The organism is Leptolyngbya sp. PL-A3 (assembly GCF_039962325.1).
In the GTDB taxonomy this organism is placed as follows: Bacteria; Cyanobacteriota; Cyanobacteriia; order Elainellales; family Elainellaceae; genus Vacuolonema.
Genome location: NZ_JAMPLB010000013.1, coordinates 19,947 through 46,000, shown reverse-complemented (window position 1 = coordinate 46,000; position 26,054 = coordinate 19,947). Strand labels below are relative to the sequence as shown.

Here is a 26,054-nt window from a genome sequence, read left to right as displayed (position 1 = left end):
CTGTGTATACATATAGCTGAAAGGATTTTCTTTTCGTGCGCTTCGCGCACGGAAAGACAACTTTAAGGCGTTTTGGGTCGAGATGCACCTAACATCAAGACATCAGCCCTTTTGCTTTACTGAGCCTGATTTCCAGCGGACACCGAGAAATCTGCAAAGTCAATATAAACATCCTGCGGCGTTGCCCAGGATGAATCATTGCCGCCAAAAAAAGTTGAGAAAAACAATCCGTTGATTTGCAACCGATCTACCGTCCGAAATCTCAACCCACCTTGATTCAACACCAACGCCCCATCAAACCAAACCCTGATCTGTCCATTGGCAGCATTCGGCTGGTTCAACGTCACCTCCTGCTCAATGCGATGCCACACGCCCGGTCTAAAGCGCCAACTCCCACGGCCAATGGACGTCCCATAGTCTCTACTGGTCGGTAGGTAAGCATATACCTCCCCCTCCCCTTGCCTGCGCCACATCAATCGCGTCGAAAACCCATCTGTCCCATCCGGGTTGTCTCCTCCGCTAGCTCCCTCGCCGCCAAACAATCCTGGCAGTTTTCCCCCCTTCACAAAATCAAAGTTCTCAGAAAACCGCACGTAATAGCTCAGTCGCAAACGGTTCTGAGGGGCAATGCCCAGGTTGGCGTAAAATTGTGCGCCTCCAGAAGGAGCACCATCCTGCCGGGTCGCGGCCGGGCTGGCTGAGCCCGCCGGGTAATGCACTCGTATCACCTGACCAAACCGTCCATCTGGATCAGCCATCACTTCCAGGTTCTCTAGACCCCAACTGCCCTGTGGTTGCAAGCCCCAAGCTTCTAACGAATTGGGATTGACCAGGTCGCCCCGCCAGAGAGTTGTGGTGCGATCGCGCCCCCCTGCCACATCTGTCGATTCCTCAGCCAGGGTCAAAGGAACTTTAAAGAACGTACAACCGCTGAGCGGTAAAACAATCAGGGTCATCCCTATTAAGCAACGGGAAATACGGCCTACTTTCTTGGATAAAAAGAGCTTCTGAACCCGTAGCTGCTCTAAATGAGGGAGCCGAGAGGCGTTTTCCAGAACCCCAGCAAACCCATCGTTCACACTAGTTTCTGGCATAGGATCTCGCCTGAAGTAAGAGTTGATGTAAGACAGGGTTGTTACATTCTAAAGCTCTAGAGGAAATTGCCCTGTCTTCACCCGTAGGCTGTCATCCTGCCAACAGCGAATATAAGAGTCTAAAGGTAGAGATTGGTTTACGAGCCCTGCCCTTACGCCCCGTGATACCGTGTCATCAGCACGGGCAAATGATCAAATCCATCTACCCCAATGACCGGCACCAGGTTGGAGCGGCAGGAATTTAGCAGCGTTGCGAAATTCTCTGCTCCAAGCTGGCCTCTCAAAATCGTTAAAAGCGCCGCAGGTTTTTCCCAAAGGACATTACCCCGCTGCTCCAGCAGGTACATGCCCAGGCAAGCATGGCACACGGCCAGTTCCGTCTGTTGCAACTGGTAGCAAGCTTCCGCTAAATAGGCATGGCTAAGCCCCTGCAGATCGCGATCGCCCACCCGCGACGCCATCACGACCCCTTGTTCTAGAGCCTGCTTTGCCTGAGGAAACTGCTCAGTCAGCGTATAAGCAATCCCTAACCCCACTGCACACAGGGCTAAGTTCTGCACATCATCCTTGTCGGCCAGTTTTTGTGCCCGTTCCAGGCCCTGAATGGGAAGTTCTAGATCATCCGGGGTCACAGCCTCGTCCTGTTGTCGCAGGGCCATGACCTGGCTGTAGCCAAGGCTAGCAAGGGCATTGGCTTCGCCCTGGCGATCGCCCACTTGCCGTGCCAAAATCAGCGCATACTGGGCATGATTCGTCGCTTCCTCATAATCTTTGCGGTAGAGGCTCAAACGGCTGAAATGATTGAGGTTGGCAATTTCACAACGCTGGTCCTTTGCCTGCCGGGCCAGTTCTAGAGCTTCCCGATGTAGCAGCAATGCCCGCTCATGTTGTCCCAACAACCGTTGCGAATACCCCAATACAGTGAGAATGCGAGCCTTCTCCTGAACGTTCTCCACCACCTGAAGCGGCTGGTCCAGGTAAGCAATGGTTTCACGGAACCCTTCCCCTGAAAAGGATGCAAACACACCACCGTAAAGCGGGAAATTGTCGCGGCGGGCAAAGGTACGAAGGATTTGTAGCGCGCTCTGGAAGGAAGCCTGAGAAAACGCTCGCCGATGATGCTCTGGCAAAGCCGATGCCTGCTGAAAGCCAGCACTCAGCTCACACCAAATAACCGAAAACACGAGGAAGGTTACCCCAGCTAAGTGCTGCCCTCCCTGGATGCTGTAGGGTTGCTTATCTAACCAGGCAACCAGACCATTTTGCAACCCTCGCAACACCACCATCAGTTCTACCCAACCGCTGCTATCCAAATCGGTACAGTTGCCAGCAAAGAGGATGGCAGGCTGGTTCTGCAACTGCCCCTCGAATAGGGCTTGAAGGGTCGGGCGACCTACCTGAGTAGCCCAGGTCTTCCAGGGGCCGTACACCACCTGAGACGATTCAAACCCTACCGCTTGTTGAGATTCATACATCCAACTGACGATATGAGGCTCTAAGCGCTGGTAGGACTCCAAGCCTCGTTTTAGCCCAGTGGCTAATTGTTGTAGTTCAAAGGCTTCCGCCGGATCTGCTGTCTGCTCGGCAGCTTGCTGTAAGGCTTTGGCCAGTTGCTGAATTTGAGATTGGTTGAAGCCGTGGCCCTGGTTCGGATCAAGTGCCTGATTCAGCACAGTCAGCCGCTCAGCCGGGTCAGCGGTACGAATTTGTTGAACGGCTGAGGCGCTAGCATCCTGTGCCTGCCGCTGCTTCTGCCACTTCTCCCAGGCAGCGTGGAGCTTTTTCAAAGCTCGCAGCTTACGCGTTGCTTTGGCCTGCTTGAGTTCGTCGGTTTCAGCGTTAACGGTCTGCTGAAGGCTTTGTAATTGTTCGTCTAAAATCCGCTCAAAAATTTCTCCGGTACCGGCTTCAATCTGCTCGGTTAGCAGGCGCTCTAGCTGAGCCTCTGACTGGATACGACCCGCCAGAGTTTCGGTGATAACATGCTCAAGGAAAGTGTTGTAGCGATCGCGCACCATCAATTCCTCATGGGAAGCTATTGTCTCCAGACTAACAGAGACAACCCAACAAGGGTCGGTTGGCCAAGCTAGCCGCCTGCCAAAATTTTGTGTAGAGGCAAAAATACGAACCAGGCACTAAAGCAGGAAAAATTGCATGAGCAGCCCAGCGACGGAACCCAGGAAGCTCATAAAACGACCATTGCGGCGATCGCGCTCCTCCTGAGCAATGGCTTCTGATTGGGCCTCCTGAAGATCTTGAATACCTGATACGAACTGAGCCGCAGTTTGCTGCCCACGATTACTGCCTAGCGTCACATAGAGACGTTCTGCCCGATTGCCATCCTCAATGGCCCCTTCCCAGTCATTGGTCCGGAAGCGCATAATACCTCGTGCCAGGTAAGCTCCCGCCAGTTCAGGCTCCAACTCAATGGCATGGTTCAAGTATTGAATAGCCCCCTGGTAATTACCCCGTTGCCCCTCGACCAATGCCCAGCGATAGTACCCCTCGGCTGGCAAAATACGCTGAGGTAAACCAAAGGCTCCATGCAGTTGAGTTCCCTCCAGCCGGGCACCAACCAAATTGGCATCACTCAGGTAAGCCTCGCGAAGATCAGCACCTTGCAGGTTGGCTCCACTCAGGTCAGCTCCGGTCAGGTCAGCACTGGTCAACACGGCTCCCCGTAGGTTGGCCCCCCGTAGGTTGGCATTACGTAGATTAGCCCGCGACAGGTTAGCCTCACTGAGATCAGCGTTGCTGAGATCAGCCCCTTCTAGGTCACCATAGACCAGGCCAGACCGCCGTAAGTCGCATTGCTGACAGGCACGAGTGCTCATCAATTGCCGCAGATGGGTCAGGTTCTCGGCCTGAGCCGGAGCGGCTAGACCCAAGGGCACAACGACCGCTAGGGCTGCCAGGAAGGAAAGGGATTTATGCATGAAGAGGCTCCGAGCACAGTAGGACATCCGTCACTGAGTAAAATACAGCACGGTCTGACTGAATTTGCATTCAGGATAACCTCCACACCGGAGATTTTGACAAGATCATTTTCAAGCTATTAGGAGGGAAACCTGCGGTTTCCCTCCTAATAGCTTTGATCGCGTTAGTTATGACATCAGGAGTAAGTGGGAGCATTGTTCCCACTCACTCCTGATGTCATAACTAACGCGACACTAGCAATAATACACATCACAATTTAGCCAGAGCCATATCCAAAATGATATTGGCAGTGCGATCGCACACTCCCGGCTCTCCCATAGCCTGACGCACCCGTTCGTAGTCGGCTAACATCTTTTGACGGCGAGCGCCGGCTAACAGAGGCAACGCTTCCTGAACAATCGCGTCTGGGGTTGCCAGTTCCTGTAATAGCTCTGGCACAATTCCTTCCATCAGCACCAAATTGGGCGGTGACATAAAAGGAATTTTGAAATTCAATAGCTTACGCGCAACCCAGGCTGTGAGCGGATTGACTCGATACAGCACTACCTGGGGCACATTCATCAACGCAATTTCTAAATTGACCGTACCGGATTTCGTAATGGCCAGGTCGGCAGCTGCAATCACTGTTTGGGAGGGATGCTCTACCACCGCCGCCCGCAAACCATACTGCTGAACTGCTGACTCTAGTTTTGGACGGAACCCCTCTTGACTAACGGGAATCCAGAACCGCGCCTGTGGCACCTGGGCCTGTAACCGTTGAGCCGCTTCGGCAATAACCGGCAATAGATACGTGAGTTCTTGGCGGCGCGAAGCGGGGAGTAAGGCGATCGCCAACTCATCCGGTGCAATCCCTAATGCTTTCCGAGCCTGCTCACGACTGGGAAACTGAGCCATCTGATCAATCAGGGGATGCCCCACGTGGGTAACATTCCCACCCCACTTTTGATAGTGAGTTGCTTCCTGGGGAAATACTGCAAGAATGCGATCGCTCAGGTTCACGACCCCTAAAGTATTCGCGTTGCCTACAGCCCAAACCCATTCCTGAGGGGCAATGTAGTAAACCGTGGGCACCTCAGGCAGATGCTTACGCGTAAACTTGCCAATCGAGAGATTAGGGCTGAGGTAATCGACCATAACCACAGCGTCTGGGGGATTCTGCTTCAAGTAGTTCTTAGCCCTACCCTGCACCTGCAAGGTGGGCAGCACATAGGGAAGGGCTTCAAAAATACCGATCGCTCCAATGGCCAGGGTGTTGCCGACCAGAGTGGCCCCTGCGGCCGCCATGCGATCGCCCCCCAAAGCCAAAATCTCCAGCTCAACGCCTCGCTTCTCTGCTTGCCGCCGCAATGCAGATACCAACAATGCGCCCTGAAGATCTCCTGAGACTTCTCCTGTACTGATAAAAAGCTTAACCATCAGTCGTCATGGTGTAGCCGTGACGAACGGCGGCCCGGAATCACGCCTCGACGGCCTTGTTGTTGCGATCGCCAGAGGAATTGATGCAGATGGTGAATATGTTCGTTATCCGCCAGCAACTCTAACTCCTGCAATGCCTGGCTAAAGGGCAAGCCTGACCGATACAGCAGACGGTAAGCCTTTTTCAGCAGTGGGATTTCTGGAGCCATCCCCGCTCGCTTTAGCCCAACCAGATTGAGCGATCGCACCTGGGATGGGTTGCCCTCCACCAGCATGTAGGGTGGCACATCCCGCTCAATACGGCTCATGCCTCCCACCATGGAGTAGCGGCCAATGTGAACAAACTGATGCACACCCAGCACTCCACTCAGACGCGCTCGGGATTCGATATGCACATGACCCGAAAGGGAAACGGCATTAGAGATAATCACGTGATCGCCAATAATGCAGTTATGGCCTACATGCACGTAGGCCATCAGCATATTGCCATCGCCGATGATAGTCGCTTCCCCGGCATGGGTAGCCCGATGGATTGTGACATACTCTCGGATGACGTTGTGATCACCAATTTGTACCAGGGCGGTCGAGCCGTCATACTTCAAATCCTGGGGCTCAGAGCCGATGACAGCTCCGGCAAAGATTTGATTATGTGCCCCAATTTCTGTCCAGCCATCCAGAACGACATGAGGGCCGATGACTGTATCAGGCCCGACCTTGACCTGGCTGCCAATCACTGCATAGGCACCGACCTGAACCGTCGGGTGCAGCTCAGCTTTGGGATGAATAACAGCGGTAGGGTGGATGAGGGTAGCCAAGTAGGTTACGAGGGGTTGCTAAAGATTTTCGGACTGCAAAAACGTGTGAGGGTTATTCAACAATAAACCAGCTCCAGAGGCCAGTCTGTTACTCATCCACCAGGGAGAACATTAATTTACCCTGGGCTGCTAGTTGCCCATCCACCTCGGCACGGCCTTCCATCCAGCCAAACTTGCGATGCTTAATCCGCAACAGCTCAACTGTCATAACGAGCTGATCACCAGGAACCACCGGACGACGGAACCGAACATCATCGATACCGGCGAACATGAATAGACCGACCGGAATATCAGGCAGTTGCGTCAGCACGACACCCCCGACTTGAGCCATAGCCTCAATAATCAGAACCCCTGGCATAATCGGGCGACCCGGAAAATGCCCTTGGAAATGAGGCTCATTAAACGTCACATTCTTAATGCCAACCGCCCGCTTTTCGGGAACAAACTCAATAATGCGATCGACCAGAGAAAAGGGATAGCGATGGGGCAGCAACCGCTGAATATCTTCAACAGAAAATATGCAGGGATAAGGCTCACGATTGGATGCTGGGGCTTCTTTTTCGCCCACATGGGGAGGATTGTCGGCCTGGATATCGGTATGCAAATCAGTCAGGATGGACATGGGTGAATCGCTCAAAAAGACAGGGAAAACGGCTGGATTGCTTACAAAACGGGCATCAAGGTAATCAGTTGCTGAGCCAGACGGGTATGCAACTGATGACTGGCCTTGTAGGCCAGATAGTGGGCCTGGGGAAATATCCCAACCAAACTTAAATCCCCTACTAAGTCTAAAAGTTTATGACGCACTGGCTCATTTGAAAATCGCAGGGGAGGGTTGAGCCAGCCATCCGGACCACAGACCAGAGCATTATCAAGGCTTCCTCCCTTAATTAAACCCACAGCTTGCAGATGCTCAATCTGGTGAGCCAGGCCAAAGGTACGGGCCGGGGCGATCGCCTGCTCAAACGACTCCTGCTGGGGTGACCAGCTCACCCACTGGTTGCCGATAGCAGGCAGGTCAAAATCAATGCCGTAGGTAAAGCGCAATTCAGGAGCCGGCAGGGCAGCAACAAAGGCATCCTCGTGGCGCACCCATAGAGGTTCCGTGAGGATAACGGGCTGAGGTAGCGGTTGAGGGGTGCGTCCCGCCTGGGCGATCGCCTCAACCCAGGGCAGCGCAGAGCCATCTAACAGGGGCACCTCTGGGCCATCAATCTCTATCATCGCATCTGCGATGCCCATCCCGCTTAGAGCCGCCAGCAGGTGCTCTACAGTCCGAACGGTAGCATCACCTACCGCCAACTCTGTAGACAATGTTGTTTGTCGGACCTGGGAGATATGGGCTGGAATCGCAGGGGCATTGGGCAAATCAACCCGCACAAACACCCGACCGGCACTTGTCGGAGCGGGCTTTACCGTCACATGAGCGATCTCACCCGAGTGCAGCCCAATACCCGCTTGTTCAAAAGCGTGTGCTAGAGCGTAGGACGGCATCATCCCTACTGCTGGCAACGAAGTTTCACCAGCCGAATGCGCTATAGCCGTAGTTGCCGATTCCATGCGATGCTCTCCCTGCGCGTGAATCCAGCGTTAGAACCGCTCCCCAATCCCAAAGTGGATCTGGTTATCCCCTTCATCATTGATGGCATAGTCGATACGAATGGCTCCCAGGGGAGACTGCACGCGTATCCCAATGCCATAGCCAAATCCAGAGCCAGGTTTGCCCCGAATTTCTGCAGGCTCGCCGGGAACCTCATCTCCGGTTCCCAGATCGGTACCGAAGTCGGCAAAGAGCGCGCCTCCAAAAATGGAGATGATGGGGAATCGATATTCGACAGTCGCCAGTGCAAAGGCGCGACCACTTCCGACATCTCCCGGATCATACCCCCGTACCGAGTCGGTTCCTCCTAGAGAGAAGGCTTCGTAGGGAGGTAAATCACCCAAAACAACCCCACCCTGAACGTTGAAGGCTAAGGTTTCTGGCCCCTCAGAAAAGTTAGTGATATTGACAGGAATAAAGTAGCTATAGCTAGCACGCAAACGGTTCAGGAAAATATTGCCCTGGCCGATGGGAATCGACTGGTCACTACTCAACCGCAATACTGAACCACTGGTTGGAGTAACCGGGTTGTTACGAAGGTCTTGAGAAACACTAAATTGCAGAAGGAACAAATCATCTGTTCCATCGCCGCTAAAGCTCAGGTCGTTACCAAATTCGTCTTCGGGAGCCAAGTCTCCATCGGAGTCTTGCAATCGAATGTTCTGGTACTGCAAACCCAAAGATGCTTGCCAGTTATTTTCGAGAGGGCGACCAAAACGAACGCCACCCCCTAAACGACGGACGCGGGGGCGATCGCCGTTCTCCAGGAACACCTCATCCTCCCCTCCCTGAAATACCAGTGGAATGGAGCGTCGGCTGAACGCGTTCACAGTGTAAGAGGTACGGTTTGGGTCACCGGCAATCCAGGGGTCAGTAAAGCTCAAGTCGAACAGCAGATCCCGTTCACCTGCCTGAACTTCTGCCGAAAGCCGCTGGTTATTGCCTCCCAGGTTACGCTCCTGGTAACTCACTGTTCCAAATAAACCGCTGGCAGAGCTAACCCCTATCCCAGCCGCGATGGAGCCTGTCTGCCCTTCAATGGCATTAACGATCACATCCACCTGTTGCGGGTTATCTCCTGGGTTGAGCGCAATCCGCAGGTCTTCAAAAATGCCTAGAGCAAAAGCGCTAGCCAGGTCCCGCTCAATTTGCTGTTGGTTAAAGACATCCCCAGGCTGGGTTTCAAATTCTCGCGTGATGATGAAATCACGGGTTTTGCCTTCGACGGGTTCGCCATCTTCGTCAAAGGCCTCTCCGTCTTCATTCAAAAACTGAACCTGAATGTCTTCGATCACCCCTTCCGCAACGGCCAGGGTCACGGTTCCATCAGTTCCGACTCGGGGAGCATCTACAACCTGGGCCAGCACATAGCCATTTTCCTGATACCACCGCAAAAGAGTATCAATGCCGTCCTGAATCTCGTTCAGATTAATAACTTCTCCATACTGCTCGCCAAAGGCTTCGTTGATGACCTCCTGGGGCAGCACTTGAGCATCGGGAATTTCTACAGACTGCAGAACCGGGTTGGGCACAACCTGGAATGTGATCCGCACCCCTAGCGGCGTATCTTGGGGTACTGCTTCTGCACGGGAAAAGTATCCGGTTGCGAAGATAGCGTTGACATCGGCTTGCAGTTGAGAACGACTGGTGGTTTGCCCTGGCGTCGTCTGAACAGCGTTATAAACGATATCTTCTAGTTCTCCGGTTGCTCCGCTCACGGCCACTTCAGCTACCAGTACGCGTGGGTCAGCCGGTGCCGTTTCGGTTGTAGGAGGCAACTCATCAATCGAGGGCAGGGGCTGAGCTGGAGTGGAAGGTGTGGCAGGAGCCTGAGCCACTTCAATGGATGCTGTATCCATCCGCAATAGCTCGGCGGGAGAACGTTCGGGCGGCGCGATCGCCTCAGATGGCGCTTCCCCAAGCAACGTCCGAATTTTATCCTGGGAAACCTCTTGAGAGCTTACATTCGGCAGGGGGCTTGCAGCCGCTAGCCTTTGAGGCTCAGCAATCTGAGGCTCATCTACAGTCTGAGGTTCAGCGGCAGCCTGAGGCTCAGCAATCTGAGGTTCAGCAGCAGTCTGAGGCTCATCTACAGACTGTACAGGTTCAGTCAGTTTGAAGGCAGGAGCCTCCACCGCAACGGCATCCTCTGCGGAAGAAGTGACATCTGCACGGGCAGGTTGGGAACTTGCCAGTGCGGAGGTCACCGTTACCAGAGCCAGTAAAAGCGGAGAAAACCAAAGCTGTTTCACGTTATTTCTTGTTCCCTTTCACACCATTTCCTTTTCACACCAAGGCCTGCCCTGGAGCAATCAGGATGACTTTACGGTTGCCCACTCAAACCAGCAGACCCCAACCGAGAAAACCCTCGCAATTGTACAGCATGGATTGGTACGTCTTAGAGGGGCTGTGCCAGAACACGATCCAGCACGCGCTGGTAAGCATTTTCTACATCCCCCAGATCATGTCGGAATCGATCCTTATCCATCACACGACGACTGGGGTCGGGTTCTGCTTGGTCCCATAAGCGACAGGTATCCGGGCTGATCTCATCCGCCAACAAAATTTGGTTCTGGGAATCCAGGCCAAATTCCAGCTTGAAGTCAACCAGCGTAATTCCACACTCTCCAAAAAACTCAGTGAGCAGGTTATTGATCTGCTGAGCCATTGTTCTCAGTTGATGCACCTGTTCGTCGGTCGCTACCTTCATCGCTCGAATCCGATCTTCGGTTAAGAGGGGATCACCGAGCGCATCATCTTTGTAGTAGAACTCCACCAATGGGGGCTGGAGTACGGTTCCCGTTGCCAATCCAGTCTGTTGACAGAGACTCCCCGCTGCAATGTTCCTGACAACGACCTCTAACGGCACAATCTTTACAGCCTTAACCAACATTTCTCCTGGAGCAGGACTGTCAATGTAATGAGTAGGGACGCCCTGAGACTCCAGCAACTTAAACAGATGACTGGAAATCTGGCAATTAATTACCCCTTTACCCTGAATGGTGCCACGCTTCTTCGCATTGAAGGCCGTAGCATCATCTTTAAAGATGGTCAGCAGGATATCAGGATTGTCTGTGGGGAAAAGAATTTTAGCTTTGCCTTCGTAGAGCTTTTGCGGAGAGGACATGGTGCCGAGTCGTGAGCCTGCAAGGGTAACGCTCCTTATTCTAGAGGGCGACGGGATCTCGCGATCGCCCCTGCCAAAGCGATCGCCCTTAGATTAAGGCCAGGTTAAATTCAGCCGATCCTCAACTTTTCTATCCAAAGGTGGAAGTTAACCAAGAGTGAACTCCTACAAATACGAGCTTGCAGGCTATTGGGGCGATTGTGTTGACTTTCCCGTAACTGTACGGAACGCATTTTGTTCAGTTTTTAGTTAAGCTTAGGTTAAAGAAACAAATGCTCTTAAGGAGTTGTCTTGATGGCCAATCGCTCAGAATACCTTTACCCTCAAAGTTCCTACCATGGTGATGCACGGCCTGAAACAATTCAGTTCAACGCAGACCTGCAAACCTTTTCCCAACGCGTAAGCTTTATCTGTGCTTTGGGCAACAACGGCAAACTCACCCCTCGTGAGGCCTATGACCAGATTCAAGAACTCTGGGCGCATCTGGAACCTTCGGGTAAACAGTTATTTAACTCCTAGCATGGCTCCTTTATGTTGTTGATTGAAAAAGAATAGGGCGGCGCAATGCGCCGCCCTATTCTTTTTCAATCTGCACTGAGCGGAAAATACCTTCGCCATTCTTCTCAAGGGCTTTAAAGGTACAGATATTTTTAAAGGCTAAAAGCATTGGGAATATGCTGCTGAATAACGAGCTGTTCACCTCGTCGCTCTGCGGCATTACCTGTAACTCGAACCAACACGACATCAAAGCGGCAGGGGAAAGTCGCCCAATGGGGATCGTCTGCCAGGAACAATTCGGCAGCTCGCCAGAGCTTAGCCTGCTTTTGAGGGGTAATCGCTAGCAAGCCATCAGCATCCCAATTGCCCTGGCGGCGGGCTTTGACTTCGATAAAGACTAATTCTTGAGAAAGGGGCTGATGCTGTGTTCGTCCTGGGTGTACCGCATCCCTTTCTTTATGGTTGGAAGCATTGACTGGCTTAGGGGTTAGGGCAACCCAGTCCAATTCGCCCCAGCGACAACGCCAGCGGTGATGTAACAGCTCCCATCCTGCTTCGGCCAACCATTTCCCAACGTGCTCCTCAGCCCGATAACCAAGGGTAGAGGTAGACGACGAAGCTGAACGCCCTGAAGAAGCCATTTCCAGTAAAATCGGGGAAACCCCATCTATAAGTTTTACTACCTTAACCCACGCCTCTATGTCTTTTCGGCTTTCCCCTATTGTTCGGTTTGTTGCCGGCGTTTGCCTGGTCGGCCTCTGTCTGTTTGGGTTGAACTTGTTGCCAGGAACCTCAGCTCTGGCGCTGGAATACAACAAAGAAACGCTGATTGAGGCAAACTTTTCGGGGCAAAACCTCACCGATGCCAGTTTTACGAAGGCAAACTTGCGCCGTACCGACTTTAGCAATGCGAACCTGCAAGGGGTCAGCTTCTTCGGCGCTAACCTGGAGGATGCGAACCTATCAGGAGCCAATCTCTCCAGTGCAACCCTCGACAGTGCCCGCCTGGTTGACGCCAACCTCACCAATGCGGTTCTAGAGGGAGCGTTCGCCTTTAATGCCAAATTTGACCGGGCTCGTATTACCGGTGCAGATTTTACTGGGGTACTACTCCGCAGTGATGTGCAGGATGCCTTGTGTGCGATCGCTGACGGCACCAACCCGATCACCGGACGACAAACCCGCGACACTTTAGAGTGTTACTAGTACAGTACACTCAGGCGTAAATGTATCACCTATTTTTTGTGTAGGGTGCGAAGCACCCTACACAAAAAATAGGTGACGAACTTAAGCCGTAGCCTCATCGATTCTGACAGGTGAGATGTAGCAAGCTTCACCCGCCACATCTCACCTGTCAGAATCGGTGTGGTGAAGGACTAATCTCGACGGATTGTAAAGCATTACAAAATTCCTGATGCTTCGTAAAGCCGCCGAACCATTGCCATGATCCTATCGCCATAGTCAGCTTCTGCTGACCAGCGGCCACTCAGTTGGCTCACCAGGGGCGCAATACCCCTGGCGACAAAGGCAAAGCGAGGGTCTTCCACAGCCTGCACCAGAGGAATTGTGCTGGCATAAGCTTTGAGGTGTTGAATATGTGCGCGTACTCCAATCCGAGCACTGGGAAAGCTAGCACCATCTGGCTTGCCTGCGACATCTCCCAAGCCACCAAAATTGTTTTGCTCAGGCCGTAGACCGCCTCCAAAGCGTAAATAGTTTGTTTCCACACACATCTGACAGAAGGCGATATCGTAGTTCACACTCTCAATGGCGGCTTCTTCCCGGTAGAGTTTGGGCAAATCGGGATAGGTAATAACAGCATCCTCATTGTTACTTTTGAGGAACATGAGCAATTGCACTTCTGAGGTAGCTCCGTTACCCATAATGCGATCAATTTGCCCCGGGCAAATCAGGTTATTGCGGAGAATGACCGTGCGACTGACCGCATCCCACGTGACAGCAACACCGTAGGTTCGTAGGTCTACCGCTTTGATATAAACGACGTTGCGGTAGGTCATCCGAACAATCGTGGTGTTCTGAGAAATATCCACCCCCAGCCGATCGACCAGATCAACGGGGATGTAGGCATTTCCGTTCACGATGATGCCCTGTTCAGCATAAATCCCACCGTTGATACTGATAGCAATGGGGGAATAGGTTACCCCTCCATTATTTCCAGCCACCGCCCGACTCCAGGAGGCTAAACCGTCAGAAATCCCCAGTGCGACATCCCGCCGTTGGGTTTGAATAATGCGGCGATCGTCAGGGCTGGTTAGAAAGCCCACGTTCATTTGCAACGAGGGGCATACCAATTGGCGGCAGAAGGCGATCATACCAGTACCCGCATCCGTATCTGGGCGAGACCCCCGGCTGGGCAACTGAGGCACGCGCCGTAACAACGCCAGCAGCATCAGTTCTGCATGGGACTTACGCTGCTCATTATTGCTGATGTAGAAGACCGTGGCTCCGCGTACCGTGGGATTGCTGGAGCCATCGGCGTGAATCTCTAGTGACACATCAAGGTTGATAGCACGGGCGTTAATCCAGGCAATGGTTTGCGCCGCACTCAGATCATCGGGAACGGAGAATACCTCAAAGCCCCGCGATCGCAGCTCCGTTACCACCAGATCTCGCGTCAGGATCATTTCCCGGGCTTCCGTGGTATCCCCCGCGATGATACCCGGATCAATCCCGGCTCCCTCGCGCCCCCCGTGGCCAGCGGAAATAAAAATACGTCCTGTCGCCATATCACTTTATCCTCATCATTCGGGTTTAATTGGTTCACGGGGTCTTCGATTAGCGCACCACGTGTCCATACGGGGAATGGATCTAAACACGCTACATTAGCGAAAATTTAGGGCGTTGATCCAATTTTCTCGGCTTTGTTCCCCAAATTCCTGGGAACGTTGACGTCGGAAGGCGATCGCCCTCGCGTACTCGCTTCAGAACGAAAATCGCTGAAGCTTGCGGAGGAGATTTTGGAGAAGCCTTGCGATTTTCCAAAATACACTGGTTTCATCGCCTCAGAATGACTTCGGGAATCTTTCACATCGGTTCAATCCGCGCCAAAATAGATCTACCTTGTATCATCCGGTTTAAGGTGCCGCCCTTTCTCTTTATTTCCCCTTGTTAAATTTACTTCTCCCATGAGTGTTCCCCGCCTGCATGCAGACACGATCGAACAGGTCAAACAACGGGCTGATATCGTCGATGTGGTGTCGGAACACGTCGTTTTGCGAAAGCAGGGCAAAGATTTTGTCGGATTATGCCCCTTCCACGATGACAAGTCCCCAAGTTTTAGCGTAAGTCCCACAAAGCAGTTCTATTACTGCTTTTCCTGCGGAGCAGGGGGGAATGTGATTAAGTTTTTGATGGAGTTGGGCAAACAATCCTTTGCTGATGTGGTTTTGGAGTTAGCCCGCCGCTATCAGGTACCTGTCAAAACTTTAGAGCCAGAACAACGGCAAGAGCTTCAGCGGAAGCTATCCCTGCGAGAGCAGCTCTACGAGATCCTGGCGGTTACAGCAACCTTCTACGAACACGCGCTCTTTCAGGCTGAGGGCAGCGATGCACTGGCCTACCTCACAGAGCAGCGTATGCTTCAGCTCGAAACGATTCGGCAATTTCAACTGGGCTATGCTCCGGCAGGTTGGCAAACGCTCTACGGCTACCTGATTGACCAGCGGCGTTACCCTGTCGAGTTGGTGGAGAAGGCCGGGTTGATTGTGCCGCGCCAAGGGGGAGGCGGCTATTATGATCGATTTCGTAATCGCTTGATGATCCCTATCCATGACCTGCAAAGTCGGGTCATTGGCTTCGGTGGGCGTACCCTTACCGATGAGCAGCCCAAATACCTCAATTCCCCCGAAACAGAACTGTTTGACAAAAGCAAGACGCTATTTGCTCTAGATAAGGCTCGGGGGGCGATCGCCAAAGACGACCGAGCTGTCATTGTCGAGGGCTACTTCGACGTGATTGCTTTACACGCAGCGGGTATCACCAATGTCGTTGCCTCCCTGGGCACCGCCCTAAACGTGGCTCAGATCAAGCAACTCCTGCGCTACAGCGAATCGAAGCAGGTCGTGTTTAACTTTGATGCGGATACCGCAGGTCAGAAGGCTGCCGATCGCGCCATTGGAGAGCTCGCAGACCTGGCATACAAAGGCGAAGTTCAACTGCGCATCCTTACCATTCCTCAGGGGAAAGACCCCGATGAATTCCTCCGTACCCACACCACCATTGACTATCAAAACCTGCTGAACGACGCTCCCCTGTGGTTAGATTGGCAAATTCAGCGGGTTTTAGCTGACAAGGACCTCAATCAACCCGATCAATTTCAAGAGGGGATTCAGGCGATCGCCCAACTGTTGGGCGACCTGCCTAATGCGTCTCTGCGCACGCACTATATCCATCGTTGTGCCGGCTGGTTAAGCCAGGGCAACGCACGATTGGCTGTCCAATTGGAAAGCGATTTGCGGACCCAGGTACGGGGCCAGCGCTGGCATGGTAAGTCGCAGAAGTGGCAAACTCCAAGCGATCGCACCCTACTTGAAGAGTCTGAATCGCAATTGCTCCGGCTGTACTTGCATTGGCCAGGAGCCCGCCCTCAAATCCGGGAAGCTTTGGATACGGCCGATGTGGAGTTCAGCATTGGACATCACCGCTTCCTGTGGCAACAAGTCAATGACATTGAGACCAACGCTGCCCCTGACAGCAGCCCCGACTTGATCGATCTTTTGCAAGATCGTTGTCTGGAACACCCCGAGCGTCTGGGGCAAATTCTGCCGCTGTTTCAATTGGATGAGAAAAGCGAACGAGACTTACTTCGGGCACCGCTGGTCATCCGAACAGTGATCGCCTGTATGGAGCGAGTCATGTGCGAGAAGCGCCGCCGCCATTTTCTAGATCTCTGGCAACAAACAGACTGTACTGCGGATCCCGACCTAAGCCGCACCTACCAACAACAGATTTACCGAGAGAACCAACGCATTGATGAGCTGGATCGGCAACAACGCTCAATTTCCTTCGAGGATCTGGTTCAAATTCCCTGGGTAGGAGAGTTTTATCAAGGATTACAGTCGTAATATTGCAATGTGCAAATGCGTTAAGTACGGTGGTGTGGGGCACGAAGTGCCCCACACCACCGTACTTAATCAACGTGTACAGCGCTATAAACTTGAGTTCGGGTTAAGGGCGTTTTCGAGTGCCACGCGCTGCCCTGCACTTGAAAACGCCTCAAATAAAATGGCGCTTCGCTTGGCGAAGCGCCATTCTATTTGGATAGGTTGAATATACTCTACAAAGCTGGGCACTCATTGCCCTCTAAAGTTCGTATTGTGCCAAGTAGATTTTGAATTTCGACGCAGCGGCGAGAATTGCCAACAGCAACGGTAATAATCGTAGGGGAAAGTGGGAGAGAATCCAGGGCACCAGTCGCATTGTACCGAAGAGTCAATGTATCGCCGTTCGATGTTACTGTATCGCCTGTGTCATTAGTTGTGACATTGGGTCTCACCCTTAAAATATTTCTTGGAATCCCGTCTCCTCCAAGACTTTCAGCAGCTTGACCTTGAACCTGAATCGTAGGGGGGTCAGTGTTGGTCTTCAGGGTTACTGTACGGACTTGGCGATCGCGCTCTGCTTGCTCCTGAGCCTGCCGAATCACTTGAATCACTTCATCCCGAACTGAACTGGCCCGTCGGTTATTGACCAGAGAGACCCAACTTGGGCTCGCAATTAGCGCAAGAATACCTGCCATCACAACCACAATCAACACTTCTGGGAGAGTAAAGCCAGCTGTTGTTGTGGATTGGTTTCGTTGGAATTTCAGCATTGGGCAAACCCTCCAGATCACCTTCAACACCAGGACGTTCAGGAAAATTGAAATGGTCTTTGACCACGCGGTTACTTCAAATCAATTGCCATTTAGCACACCCCGAGTCGCAACCCGCGTTTGCAGCGTTGTTAATTGACCATCACGGGGTGAGGGACCACGCATCCGTCCAGCAATATTACCCTGGAGAAAAATGAGTACATCCTGGCTCCGACCCGCGCCTGCGGGGGAAACACAGGCATAAAAACTGCGTAGGTTGTTGTTTACGTTACCAGCATTCGCAAGGGCCTCAGGCCGGGGGGACATGCTATATCCACCAGGACAAGTTCCTCCCACGCCATTCGCGGCTGGTACTCCATTTACAAAGTCTACTAAGACGGCTGGCACGCCTCCAGCCCGAGCAGATGCTGTTGCATAAGGCCAGTCGCGGAAATTAATGCTATCGTCATTCCCCTGAGGAGGAATGTATCCCGGAGTTCGAGCCGTTGCAGAAGAAAACTCCTGCAGCTCATAACGTTTAATTCGAGCCCCACCACGCCAGGTATTATTGGGGTTGTCTGTACTCAGGGAGTAAACGACAAGGGCGTAGGAACTCGCTGTCGAACAAGGAACAGGTGCTCCGCCGATTGACGGTGGAGTTCCAGTTCCCCCCGTACACAGAGCCCGAACCTCCGGAGGAAGTGGCTTTTGTTTCCAGAACACAAGAACAGGCACGTCAGTACTACTGGCAATCGTATTAGGGAAAATAGCGCCCCCTGGATTACCAATGGCTTGAGTTCCTGTACAAGCAAGGCTTGTGTCAGAAGTATTACCCTGAGCCATCAGGCAATGGCCAGTATAGACATAAACCGCTTCCTTGAGTTCATTAGACATGTAGTCAAGGGCCATCTGCATTTCACGGTTCGTTTCCAACCGCACATTTTCCTGGCGATCTGTGGTCATCAGTTGCACGACCAGGGTTAACAGCCCGGAAATAATCATGCTACCAACAATCGCAACAATCAGAAGCTCTGTCAGGGTAAACCCTCGAATGCTTGGCCGAGAAATCTTCAGCAGTGTTCGCAACCCAGATTGGAAGAAGCGTTTCATAGATCGAGGAAAGGGTAAGTGAGGATTGATGCAAAGCTAACCAGCAGAATCAGGTACCCAGGAATAGGTTACGGAATTTGGGCAACATCTCCTCTGCAACGGTTAGTAACTTCGGTTGGCAATGTCAGACCATTTTCGCTAGCCACGTGATATTGCAAACTACAGGAAGCGAATTGGGAACTACTCCAGGTAATCAAAGAGCTCATCACTGCCAGGGGGCGTTCCCGCTGGTTACCCTCGCCTCTAGTGAATTGTAAGGATGCTGGGAGCACCGGTGTTGTCATACTGCCCCAACTATTCGTACGGTTGGGAACATTTGAGTAGACACGCACCACAACCCGAAAAACCGTAGGCCGAGCGGTCGAAGGAGGAGCGGCTACAGGAGATGCCCCCATCTCGAGATCTGAATAAGTACCAAAATCCCGGAATTCCTGCATAAAGAAGTCGGGTTGACAGTCCCCATCTACATCAATAGCCAAAACCTGGTTTACAGGCACTATGTCAACTGCAGTGTTTACCGCGTTAGGCGAAGGATTGAAGGGAACATAGTTATTGCTGCAGGAAGCGGTGGTAGAGCGTATTTTTGAGCGCCACCATCCTCCTCTCGGTGGCGGTACATTTTGGATCGAAGCGGACTGTTGGTTATTGCGAAAATACCCAGTTGTCGCAGCAGCCGGCAAACGGCTCACCTGGTGTTGCTCGTTAGTAACCATGCTTTGCAGGCGGTTAATTTCTTCTTGCGCCAGTTGAAATGCCTGTTCAGCTCGGCGGTTCTGAACCCGAGTACCAGCCGACAAAAACAGCGGAGGTAAAATCAACGAGGCAGTAATACCGATCACAGCGATCGCAATCAAACACTCCAATAGGGTTAAACCAGCCTCCGTTGAAGGTTTCGCAGCTGAAGCATTCAGCTTTGTCATCCTCCCCGGTAATGTCTTCCACTGCTTTAGCGTTCCTAACATCTGACCATCCTCCATCTTGGTCGGGTAAGCCCCGATCGCCTATCTCTAGAGTTGTATGCTTCATCAAACGGTGAATGCTCAGGAACATGGTTCACCAAGCATCCACCGTTCCAGGTGTCTTTACGACTGACAGCGGGCCGGTCGTGGGCTGGGGTTAGATGCACAAACCCCACTTAGCAAGGTGGTCATGTAAGCGTCGTCAGCAGGAGGTTCTGAGTAGAACTCGTTCCGCGTCGGAGACAGGGAGGTAAAACGGCGAGCAACAGGGCCAGCAGGGGCATATTGCAGACCCACGTCATAACCCCAAATACGATTGGGAGCGTCGTAGTAGGCAATACCTTCCCGAGGCAAGCTTCCTCCGGGGGTAGGTGTAGAACCAACTTCCCAAGCATCCTGGTCATAGGGACCTGTTGCATAGGTACTAAAGTTCAACTGAATTAGAGAACCTGAGATAAACAGGTTACAGTTCGTCCAGTCTTCTAAAAACCGCGGGAAGTTGTGCAACCCACCGTAGGAGTTACCGGCTCGCGAGGGAACCAAACCACTCACGATAATGGCATTGACCCGCTGACCACAGAATGGACCTGGCCTCGTGGGGTTTTTATCCTCCGTGAAGTTGACGTAGGCCCCGTTATAGATGGGCTCTTGTGCCTGAGCATTGATGGGCAGGGCTCTCCAGGGGTTGCCATTGGGAGAGATGTAAAATGGCGAATCCCCTTCTCGATAATTTGTATCAGAGGCATTGGCTGCGTAGCCTAAACCATCTGCGACATAAGCATGGGTCCATCTCAAACCCGGTGTTACAGGACTCGCGCCATTAGGAATAGACTGAGGTATGTTCTGGTTCTGGTACGAGGACGTCGTTCCATTGCAGTTATAGCGGGTGCGATTGTAGGTGTCGGTGAGACCGTCATACACACTGCCGTCACAAAATGCATTGGACAAAATCGTGATGCCATCTGCTACCACCTCGCTGGGCCGCCAGGAATCTCCGTCAATGGACGCAAAAGCCCCATTGAAGGTTGACCGGCCATAGAAGTTGGCAAAGTTATCACCTGCAGGCTGTTCAAACTCTTCTGCCGGGTTGGTCGCGCTGTTATGCAAGTTGAAGCTGCCCTGAATATAGACCGGGTTATCGGAGATAAAGGATAGGCCACGGCCATCATCACCGGTACGGCGGAGATCTTCACCCTGGCGGAGCCGGAAGCCATTAGGACGGCGGTCAGGATCAGCATAGTAATCAACAGGCTTGGCCGAAATCAGGTTCTCAGCAAGCGGTGGGTCAACAGACGCAAAGGCGCTGGTGCTGACAAACATCCGGCAGTTTGTATTTGTTCGCAGATTGACTTCCGTATTACAGTCTTCCCAATCTACGTTTGCGCTCTTGCGGCGAACAATGTTGTTTTCAGAAACAGCATCTTCACGGAAGGCATAGACAATCCCACTCTTAGGCAACCAGGTATCACCTGTTAGCGATCGAGTTTCCTGCCGTATGAAATTGAGGTTGACATCCAGTGCCCGGACATTCATCATCTCCCGGCCGTTGAAGAAGGCTGAATCCTTAAAGGGCACCCGCAAGTATTGTTCACCCGTCACCGTTTGGTTGCCTGGTCCCGATGTAGACGAAGTGGGAGCACCGAAACCACTACTCCGGGCTAAACAGACTTGATTCTCAACGGTCGCATTGTTAAAGCAGACCTTAATCAGGGTGTCAGTGGGAGAGAGCGGCGTACCACCACCTGGGTTCGCGGCTGTCCCAATGGGGAGCCTCCAGGATGCCGGGTTAGGCCGAGGATTAGAGATCAAAGAAGCCATTTGGGCCTGGGTAATGACCTGATACCGCCTTCCAGCATTCACTGTTGCGATGTAGGTTTGTGACTCGCCAGCACTATCACTATCTACTGCATCTCGGGTGAACTGTGCACCTCCGTTTGCAAAAGGCTGATCTACGTCGCCATGGGAAGCTCGGAAGGGACTATTTGCAAAACCTTCAGCGGGAAACAGGCTAAAGAGGATTGGATAGCGGGGTCTCCAGGAACAGAGAAAGCGTATAGAGTCCCCAACTCCACCATTTCCAGTCGACCCACGCATCCCGTAACAACCCTCGACAGGGTTGGTGAGAGGACCATAGGTTCCAGAAATGCCTTGACCAGTAATGCTGGCATGGTCTCTGCTTAGAGTCTCAGCAGCGGTAGCAGGATCGGTTGCTTTATAAAAGCCCCAACTGCGATCGCGTGCAACTTGCTCTTTGGTCGCAATTAATTGAGCCAGAGCAATGTACTGATTTAACTGAGCTCGGGTTGGAGCGACTCCAGACGTACCGATCGCTGGACCCGCACCTGTAGCTGGAGTTGCATCGCGCCAGCGTTCTAGCAAGCGAATGTAAGTATCCGGCTGGTTGACCTTACTACCGCCAATGGCATCATCGACACCCGCCCCAATAAATCGGGTGCTAGTAGAACCATTCGGGTCAACAACATCGGTAAGGATAGCGTCATTAATACCCTCAACAGCTCCCAAAGGAGAAGTACCGACAACCAAAGCTCGGAGGGCACCGCGCAGTCCACTATAGTACTGTGCAGGGTTGGCATCCCTGGCTGCGTTCTCAGCGGCACGGTTAGCATAAGCCGTACCCATAATGGGCTGAAGCGCAGGAGCAGATGGGTTGAACTTCGCTAGATAGTCCAGGTTGTAAGCCAGCATCCCCAACATACAGGTAGCCGTATGGAGAGTGGTTTTATCAGCAGGACTGAGGCTGGCGTAGCTACGTCCCTCCCCATTCAATGAGGTTGGCTCAATTAAGTTCAGGGCTCGACGCAGGGTTGAAAAGTCACCCCACATCGCCATGGATGGGAATGGGTGAACCCCAAGCCGATCTTGAACTGGAGTAAAGGAAGGGGCACCCCCTAAAGGATCACCGGCATATTGTGCCAGGTTGCGCAGGGCAATTCGTAAAGCCGAGTTGGGGTTGTTATAGTCCGCGAGGTAGGTGTCTTTGAACTCAAACTCCCAACCATTGGTACCCCGTCCCTGGAAGAAGTTACTAATGATCGGGGTATTGGCTTCCAGGTATTCGTTACCGGTACCAAAAGCAGAAGCTGGCAAACCCAACGCCAGGTTCTCGAAGGTAGAACTGCGCTCTAAAGTACCTGCTGTTCCCGGATGCACGGTAGATGCCATACAGGCGACGGGACGATCCAGGTCACCCGAACTGGCATGGTAAACGGCCATGGCCTGAACCGCTGCCAGGTTATCCCAGAGCGCGCGGCGTTGGCGAGCTTCACTACAACGGTTGCCGTTGGGAGCGTTAGCTACATCAGAACAGGTCTGGAAAGGACGAAGAGCTTCCCGATCCAGATCACTAGGGTCTCCAGCCTTCAGAATGGGGCCGCCCCATCCAGCGGGATCACCGAGTTCTAGACGTTGACCCACAATCAAACGTAAACCTTCAACTCGAGCACGCCGTTCCCAGTACCCATCGAGACCCACTGCCTCAGCACTTTCGCCGGACCCTGGGCTATCACTAATCAGCTTTAAGTCTGTGCTGGGGATTTCGGTTCCATACGAACCGGGCGGGAGATCTAGATCACCGTATTTTGGTTTGGGACCATAGCGATTATCAGCCCGGAAGGTATCATCCACCAGAGGAACTTGGGTAGCATTATCGGGGGTGATCAGGCGCAAAAGAGCTTTTTGACCATTTTCCCAACTAGCAGGACGAGGCGTATTGACAACCGTCGGAGTTCGGTGCTGAGATATCCCCTTCGTCTGCATAACAACGGGATCAAGGGCATAGTCTGTGGGGCCAGCACCTGGTGCAGGAGCAACCGATTGATCACCAGGCGTTAAGCGGGCTACCGCAGGAGGCGGATTAGCATTTGCTCCGATCGGGTTACGCCGTACCCCATCCCATAAGTGGAAATATCCTGTACCATCAAATCGGCTAGTCCCGCTTCCCGTATCGTCCCGCATACTGCCAGCGATAAACTCACCCCGGAAAGGCCCATAGGTACCATCTGCGGGATATTTCGCAACTGTGATTTCCGATGCATCTTCGGTGTAGAGACAGGAATCCGGGTCGCTGATCATGTAGGCGGTAAAGTTTGTATTTGCCACCATTAGACTACCTTCCGTATGCATGGCCCCGTTCCAGTTGAACGGAGCACCGGGGTAAATCTCCAGGTCATTGCGGAACCAGGCTCCCCACTTGTTCCCCCGGTCGATCTGACGATCCATCTGCATCTCTAAAGTGGCAATCGATTGTCCCTGGCGATCGGGCAATACGTAGGCGTCCACCTGGAAGGTTTTAAACAGCTTCGATGTATTGTTTTCTCCAGGAATCCAACCCTGTTGGGGCAGAACCGCACCCGTATTTGTTGCACAGAGAGGGTTTCCCTGAGTTGCTGCGCTTAGGGGAGTATTACGCACGAGCAGACTCGAGGCTCGTGCACTAATACGCTGGTTTGTAGCGTTGGAGAGTTGGTTAGCCGCATCAAGCCGCATAGCGATGGAGTAAACCACGGTGGCATCAGGCGTACCATCTCCGTCGGTATCAGCCCGATAACGCCAGGCATTATCCGGCCCCGCGTCACCGGGATAGGAGGTCCCTATATTGATACGCTGTTCGTCCCTGAAGGTGTAAGGGTCAGGGCCACCTGGGAAAGCCGGAATCGTCGTGCTACCAATGGTGGCCCCGTTGAGCATCAGACCTAGCAACACGTTTTCACTAGGAACACCACCGGGATAACGAACTTCCCGTTCTTTATCGAAAAGAAATTCTAGCTTGGCTCTTGCCCGGTCTACGGCAGGAGTAGCCGCGTTATAAATAACACGCTGCTGACGTTCACTAATGGTTTCGGTAGTGCGATTGTAGGTACGGAAGACAATTGAACCGACCGTCAGCAAAACCACCATAATTAACAAAACGGTGGTGGGCAGGACAAAACCAGATCGACCGTAGGCTGGTTGTCGGCCCAAACTTAGCAACCCTCGCAGCAGGCCCTGCATAAGCGATCGCGTTAAATTTGCAACCACTCTCGAGAACTGTGACGAAGTTGCCTGAATGGCTCGGATGAACTTGCGGGTTGACATATTGCCTTCCTACAACGGGAATTTCAGGTAGTCTACAACCAGGGTTGAAACATAAGAACCCTGTGAATCGATGGGGATCAGGCTTGTGAAACTGGCATCTATGCAGTTAAAAGCCATGTAACACAAAGGCCAAACGCCAGAACCAGGCAATAAACCTGGACAGACGAGAAACCACGATAATCAACAGGAACCAGGGAAAACAATTGTATAAGACGCTTTAATTCTGCATCTACCCAAAGGGTAATCGAGATGCTCGAGAAGGCGCTACAGAGAGAAACGAATTAGTAATAGGAAATTCCAGTCACGGCACCCAATTCATATAAATCGGGTTAAGAAAACTGGTAAAACCCTTCACAGAGACGCATTGCATGCAAACCGAGGGAATCTACGACGGAAGAGCTTGCGCCCTCCCAATTTTTACTTTCTGTCGAGAAAGATAACAAAATGTAGCCCAATGGATGCAAACTATGTTACCCGGCAGACACCGGGAAGCGATCAGGGATCCTCAAAAAAATGATGTTTTTTTCGCTGAGAATTCACAAAATAATCCGGATCAGCTGTATTGACTATGAAATCTAATGTTTCTTGAGGATGGCCTCCGGGTTCCCCCGGATCTTTAGCATTCATCTTGGCGGGCATCGCAGTGACACAGCTTCCGCCAAGGTGTTTAAACCCTTCAGCGCCAAATTTACATTAGAAAGACTGCCAAGCTAGAAGGCTTCCTCATAGAGGACACGCCTTAACCTGGCAGGCAACAGTCATTTAAGAATCCCTTTAAAAAGATTGATTTCCTATACCCTTTGGGCATAGGAAATCAATCTTTTTAAAGCAGCAATTCTCATTTTGAAATCAGGCCCGAAAACCGCGCGCCTTTGGCGCGCGGTTTTCGGGCATCAAAGCCAAGAGTTCACGCCCTACGGGCGTGAACTCTTGGCTTTGATGCCCATACTGAGAATTGCTGTTTTTAAAGGATCGGGATTGACAGGTTGATGAATGCTGTGATTTTTAACTCTCTCCGCTGCAGCAGTCAGCCCAATAGCCAAAAAAGAGACACTTACGCAAAAAGGGTGGACAATAGACCACCCTTAAACGAAGGTATATCTTATGTAAAAAACGATGCAATCTGTCAAAAACTGCAACCTAGCAGATCACGCCATGACAAACAATACATCGCCTTCTCTAAGCGTGCTGCTATTGACAAAACAACCTGCATAAACAGGCGCACATTGATTCAATAGAAGCACCTCTTTATATTTGAGATTCTTAGAGTTTGTTCAAATTAATTCCGGCTTCTTTAGCCATAGCTTGAAGGCCCTTTTTCTCCAGGGTCTTCAGGGCTTTAGTAGACAAGCGAAGCTTAACCCAACGCTGGCCCTGCGGCCACCAAATCCGCTTTTCTTGCAGATTAGCTTCCTGCAACTTCTTGGTGCGGCGGTGGGAGTGAGAGATGGCGTAGGCGTTGTTGGCCCGCTTGCCGGTCAGATCACAGACGCGAGACATAGGTTTGGGCAAAAGAAAAGTGCTTTTCTAGAATAGCAGATTCTGAAAATATGCAATAAAAAATTGGCGTAGATTCAGCAATTCTCATTTTG

At 52.2% G+C, this 26,054-nt stretch carries 19 protein-coding genes; 3 read left to right on the top strand and 16 right to left on the bottom strand.

Annotated features, from left to right (window positions below; translation table 11 throughout):
* Positions 1-116: 116 nt before the first annotated feature.
* The 9 genes from NDI52_RS12320 to purC all read right to left on the bottom strand — a co-directional run bounded on the left by NDI52_RS12320 (position 117) and on the right by purC (position 10,989).
* The gene (locus tag NDI52_RS12320; RefSeq protein WP_190773527.1) at positions 117-1,094 is read right to left on the bottom strand and encodes a polysaccharide lyase; all 978 of its coding nucleotides are present in this window, start codon (positions 1,092-1,094) and stop codon (positions 117-119) included.
* 152 nt (positions 1,095-1,246) lie between these two features.
* Positions 1,247-3,112: a tetratricopeptide repeat protein gene (locus NDI52_RS12315; protein WP_190773528.1), complete on the bottom strand. Its 1,866-nt coding sequence runs from the start codon at positions 3,110-3,112 to the stop codon at positions 1,247-1,249.
* Between the two features lie 117 nt (positions 3,113-3,229).
* On the bottom strand, positions 3,230-4,030 hold the full coding sequence (locus NDI52_RS12310) for a pentapeptide repeat-containing protein (protein WP_190773529.1): 801 nt from the start codon (positions 4,028-4,030) through the stop codon (positions 3,230-3,232).
* Positions 4,031-4,280: 250 nt separating this feature from the next.
* Positions 4,281-5,447: a lipid-A-disaccharide synthase gene (gene lpxB, locus NDI52_RS12305; protein ID WP_190773530.1), complete on the bottom strand. Its 1,167-nt coding sequence runs from the start codon at positions 5,445-5,447 to the stop codon at positions 4,281-4,283.
* Entirely contained in the window at positions 5,447-6,262 is an 816-nt protein-coding gene (gene lpxA, locus NDI52_RS12300; protein WP_190773531.1) for an acyl-ACP--UDP-N-acetylglucosamine O-acyltransferase, read from the bottom strand. Before lpxA ends, lpxB begins: the two co-directional genes overlap by 1 nt.
* Positions 6,263-6,350: 88 nt before the next feature.
* The gene (fabZ, locus tag NDI52_RS12295; RefSeq protein ID WP_190773532.1) at positions 6,351-6,884 is read right to left on the bottom strand and encodes a 3-hydroxyacyl-ACP dehydratase FabZ; all 534 of its coding nucleotides are present in this window, start codon (positions 6,882-6,884) and stop codon (positions 6,351-6,353) included.
* A gap of 41 nt (positions 6,885-6,925) precedes the next feature.
* Positions 6,926-7,756, bottom strand: coding sequence for a UDP-3-O-acyl-N-acetylglucosamine deacetylase (lpxC, locus tag NDI52_RS12290; protein WP_190773549.1), 831 nt, complete (start codon positions 7,754-7,756; stop codon positions 6,926-6,928).
* A 96-nt stretch (positions 7,757-7,852) separates the two neighbouring features.
* Complete coding sequence (locus tag NDI52_RS12285) at positions 7,853-10,114, bottom strand: BamA/TamA family outer membrane protein (RefSeq protein WP_347280033.1); 2,262 nt, start codon at positions 10,112-10,114, stop codon at positions 7,853-7,855.
* 146 nt (positions 10,115-10,260) lie between these two features.
* Positions 10,261-10,989: a phosphoribosylaminoimidazolesuccinocarboxamide synthase gene (purC, locus tag NDI52_RS12280; RefSeq protein WP_190773533.1), complete on the bottom strand. Its 729-nt coding sequence runs from the start codon at positions 10,987-10,989 to the stop codon at positions 10,261-10,263.
* A 294-nt stretch (positions 10,990-11,283) separates the two neighbouring features.
* Between purC and NDI52_RS12275 the strand changes: the two genes are divergently transcribed.
* Positions 11,284-11,508: a hypothetical protein gene (locus NDI52_RS12275; protein ID WP_190773534.1), complete on the top strand. Its 225-nt coding sequence runs from the start codon at positions 11,284-11,286 to the stop codon at positions 11,506-11,508.
* A gap of 131 nt (positions 11,509-11,639) precedes the next feature.
* Here NDI52_RS12275 and NDI52_RS12270 read toward each other — a convergent pair whose 3' ends face one another.
* Entirely contained in the window at positions 11,640-12,128 is a 489-nt protein-coding gene (locus NDI52_RS12270) for a YraN family protein (RefSeq protein WP_190773535.1), read from the bottom strand.
* A gap of 58 nt (positions 12,129-12,186) precedes the next feature.
* On the opposite strand from NDI52_RS12270, the gene NDI52_RS12265 reads away from it, so the two are divergent.
* Positions 12,187-12,693, top strand: a complete 507-nt coding sequence (locus NDI52_RS12265; protein WP_190773536.1) for a pentapeptide repeat-containing protein — start codon at positions 12,187-12,189, stop codon at positions 12,691-12,693.
* Between the two features lie 194 nt (positions 12,694-12,887).
* Here the strand turns inward: NDI52_RS12265 and NDI52_RS12260 are convergent, their stop codons facing one another.
* Positions 12,888-14,234: an N-acetylmuramoyl-L-alanine amidase gene (locus NDI52_RS12260; protein WP_190773537.1), complete on the bottom strand. Its 1,347-nt coding sequence runs from the start codon at positions 14,232-14,234 to the stop codon at positions 12,888-12,890.
* A gap of 399 nt (positions 14,235-14,633) precedes the next feature.
* Between NDI52_RS12260 and dnaG the strand changes: the two genes are divergently transcribed.
* Positions 14,634-16,571 (top strand): DNA primase, encoded by a 1,938-nt coding sequence (gene dnaG, locus NDI52_RS12255; protein WP_190773538.1) that lies wholly within the window; start codon positions 14,634-14,636, stop codon positions 16,569-16,571.
* Between the two features lie 212 nt (positions 16,572-16,783).
* Here dnaG and NDI52_RS12250 read toward each other — a convergent pair whose 3' ends face one another.
* The 5 genes from NDI52_RS12250 to rpmB form a co-directional block, all read right to left on the bottom strand.
* Positions 16,784-17,320, bottom strand: a complete 537-nt coding sequence (locus NDI52_RS12250) for a prepilin-type N-terminal cleavage/methylation domain-containing protein (protein ID WP_190773539.1) — start codon at positions 17,318-17,320, stop codon at positions 16,784-16,786.
* 81 nt (positions 17,321-17,401) lie between these two features.
* Positions 17,402-18,409, bottom strand: a complete 1,008-nt coding sequence (locus NDI52_RS12245) for a prepilin-type N-terminal cleavage/methylation domain-containing protein (RefSeq protein WP_190773540.1) — start codon at positions 18,407-18,409, stop codon at positions 17,402-17,404.
* A gap of 68 nt (positions 18,410-18,477) precedes the next feature.
* Positions 18,478-19,371, bottom strand: coding sequence for a type II secretion system protein (locus NDI52_RS12240; protein WP_190773541.1), 894 nt, complete (start codon positions 19,369-19,371; stop codon positions 18,478-18,480).
* Positions 19,372-19,491: 120 nt separating this feature from the next.
* Entirely contained in the window at positions 19,492-24,462 is a 4,971-nt protein-coding gene (gene hpsA, locus NDI52_RS12235; protein ID WP_190773542.1) for a hormogonium polysaccharide biosynthesis protein HpsA, read from the bottom strand.
* A gap of 1,263 nt (positions 24,463-25,725) precedes the next feature.
* The gene (gene rpmB / locus NDI52_RS12230) at positions 25,726-25,962 is read right to left on the bottom strand and encodes a 50S ribosomal protein L28 (protein ID WP_190772819.1); all 237 of its coding nucleotides are present in this window, start codon (positions 25,960-25,962) and stop codon (positions 25,726-25,728) included.
* Between the last annotated feature and the right edge of the window lie 92 nt (positions 25,963-26,054).

Excerpts from the sequence above, each read along its gene's own strand:
- NDI52_RS12320 (WP_190773527.1), bottom strand. The coding sequence starts at position 1,094 with ATGCCAGAAACTAGTGTGAACGATGGGTTTGCTGGGGTTCTGGAAAAC.
- NDI52_RS12315 (WP_190773528.1), bottom strand. The coding sequence starts at position 3,112 with ATGGTGCGCGATCGCTACAACACTTTCCTTGAGCATGTTATCACCGAA.
- NDI52_RS12310 (WP_190773529.1), bottom strand. The coding sequence starts at position 4,030 with ATGCATAAATCCCTTTCCTTCCTGGCAGCCCTAGCGGTCGTTGTGCCC.
- lpxB (WP_190773530.1), bottom strand. The coding sequence starts at position 5,447 with ATGGTTAAGCTTTTTATCAGTACAGGAGAAGTCTCAGGAGATCTTCAG.
- fabZ (WP_190773532.1), bottom strand. The coding sequence starts at position 6,884 with ATGTCCATCCTGACTGATTTGCATACCGATATCCAGGCCGACAATCCT.
- lpxC (WP_190773549.1), bottom strand. The coding sequence starts at position 7,756 with ATGCCGTCCTACGCTCTAGCACACGCTTTTGAACAAGCGGGTATTGGG.
- purC (WP_190773533.1), bottom strand. The coding sequence starts at position 10,989 with ATGTCCTCTCCGCAAAAGCTCTACGAAGGCAAAGCTAAAATTCTTTTC.
- NDI52_RS12275 (WP_190773534.1), top strand. The coding sequence starts at position 11,284 with ATGGCCAATCGCTCAGAATACCTTTACCCTCAAAGTTCCTACCATGGT.
- NDI52_RS12270 (WP_190773535.1), bottom strand. The coding sequence starts at position 12,128 with ATGGCTTCTTCAGGGCGTTCAGCTTCGTCGTCTACCTCTACCCTTGGT.
- NDI52_RS12265 (WP_190773536.1), top strand. The coding sequence starts at position 12,187 with ATGTCTTTTCGGCTTTCCCCTATTGTTCGGTTTGTTGCCGGCGTTTGC.
- NDI52_RS12260 (WP_190773537.1), bottom strand. The coding sequence starts at position 14,234 with ATGGCGACAGGACGTATTTTTATTTCCGCTGGCCACGGGGGGCGCGAG.
- dnaG (WP_190773538.1), top strand. The coding sequence starts at position 14,634 with ATGAGTGTTCCCCGCCTGCATGCAGACACGATCGAACAGGTCAAACAA.
- NDI52_RS12250 (WP_190773539.1), bottom strand. The coding sequence starts at position 17,320 with ATGCTGAAATTCCAACGAAACCAATCCACAACAACAGCTGGCTTTACT.
- NDI52_RS12245 (WP_190773540.1), bottom strand. The coding sequence starts at position 18,409 with ATGAAACGCTTCTTCCAATCTGGGTTGCGAACACTGCTGAAGATTTCT.
- NDI52_RS12240 (WP_190773541.1), bottom strand. The coding sequence starts at position 19,371 with ATGTTAGGAACGCTAAAGCAGTGGAAGACATTACCGGGGAGGATGACA.
- hpsA (WP_190773542.1), bottom strand. The coding sequence starts at position 24,462 with ATGTCAACCCGCAAGTTCATCCGAGCCATTCAGGCAACTTCGTCACAG.
- rpmB (WP_190772819.1), bottom strand. The coding sequence starts at position 25,962 with ATGTCTCGCGTCTGTGATCTGACCGGCAAGCGGGCCAACAACGCCTAC.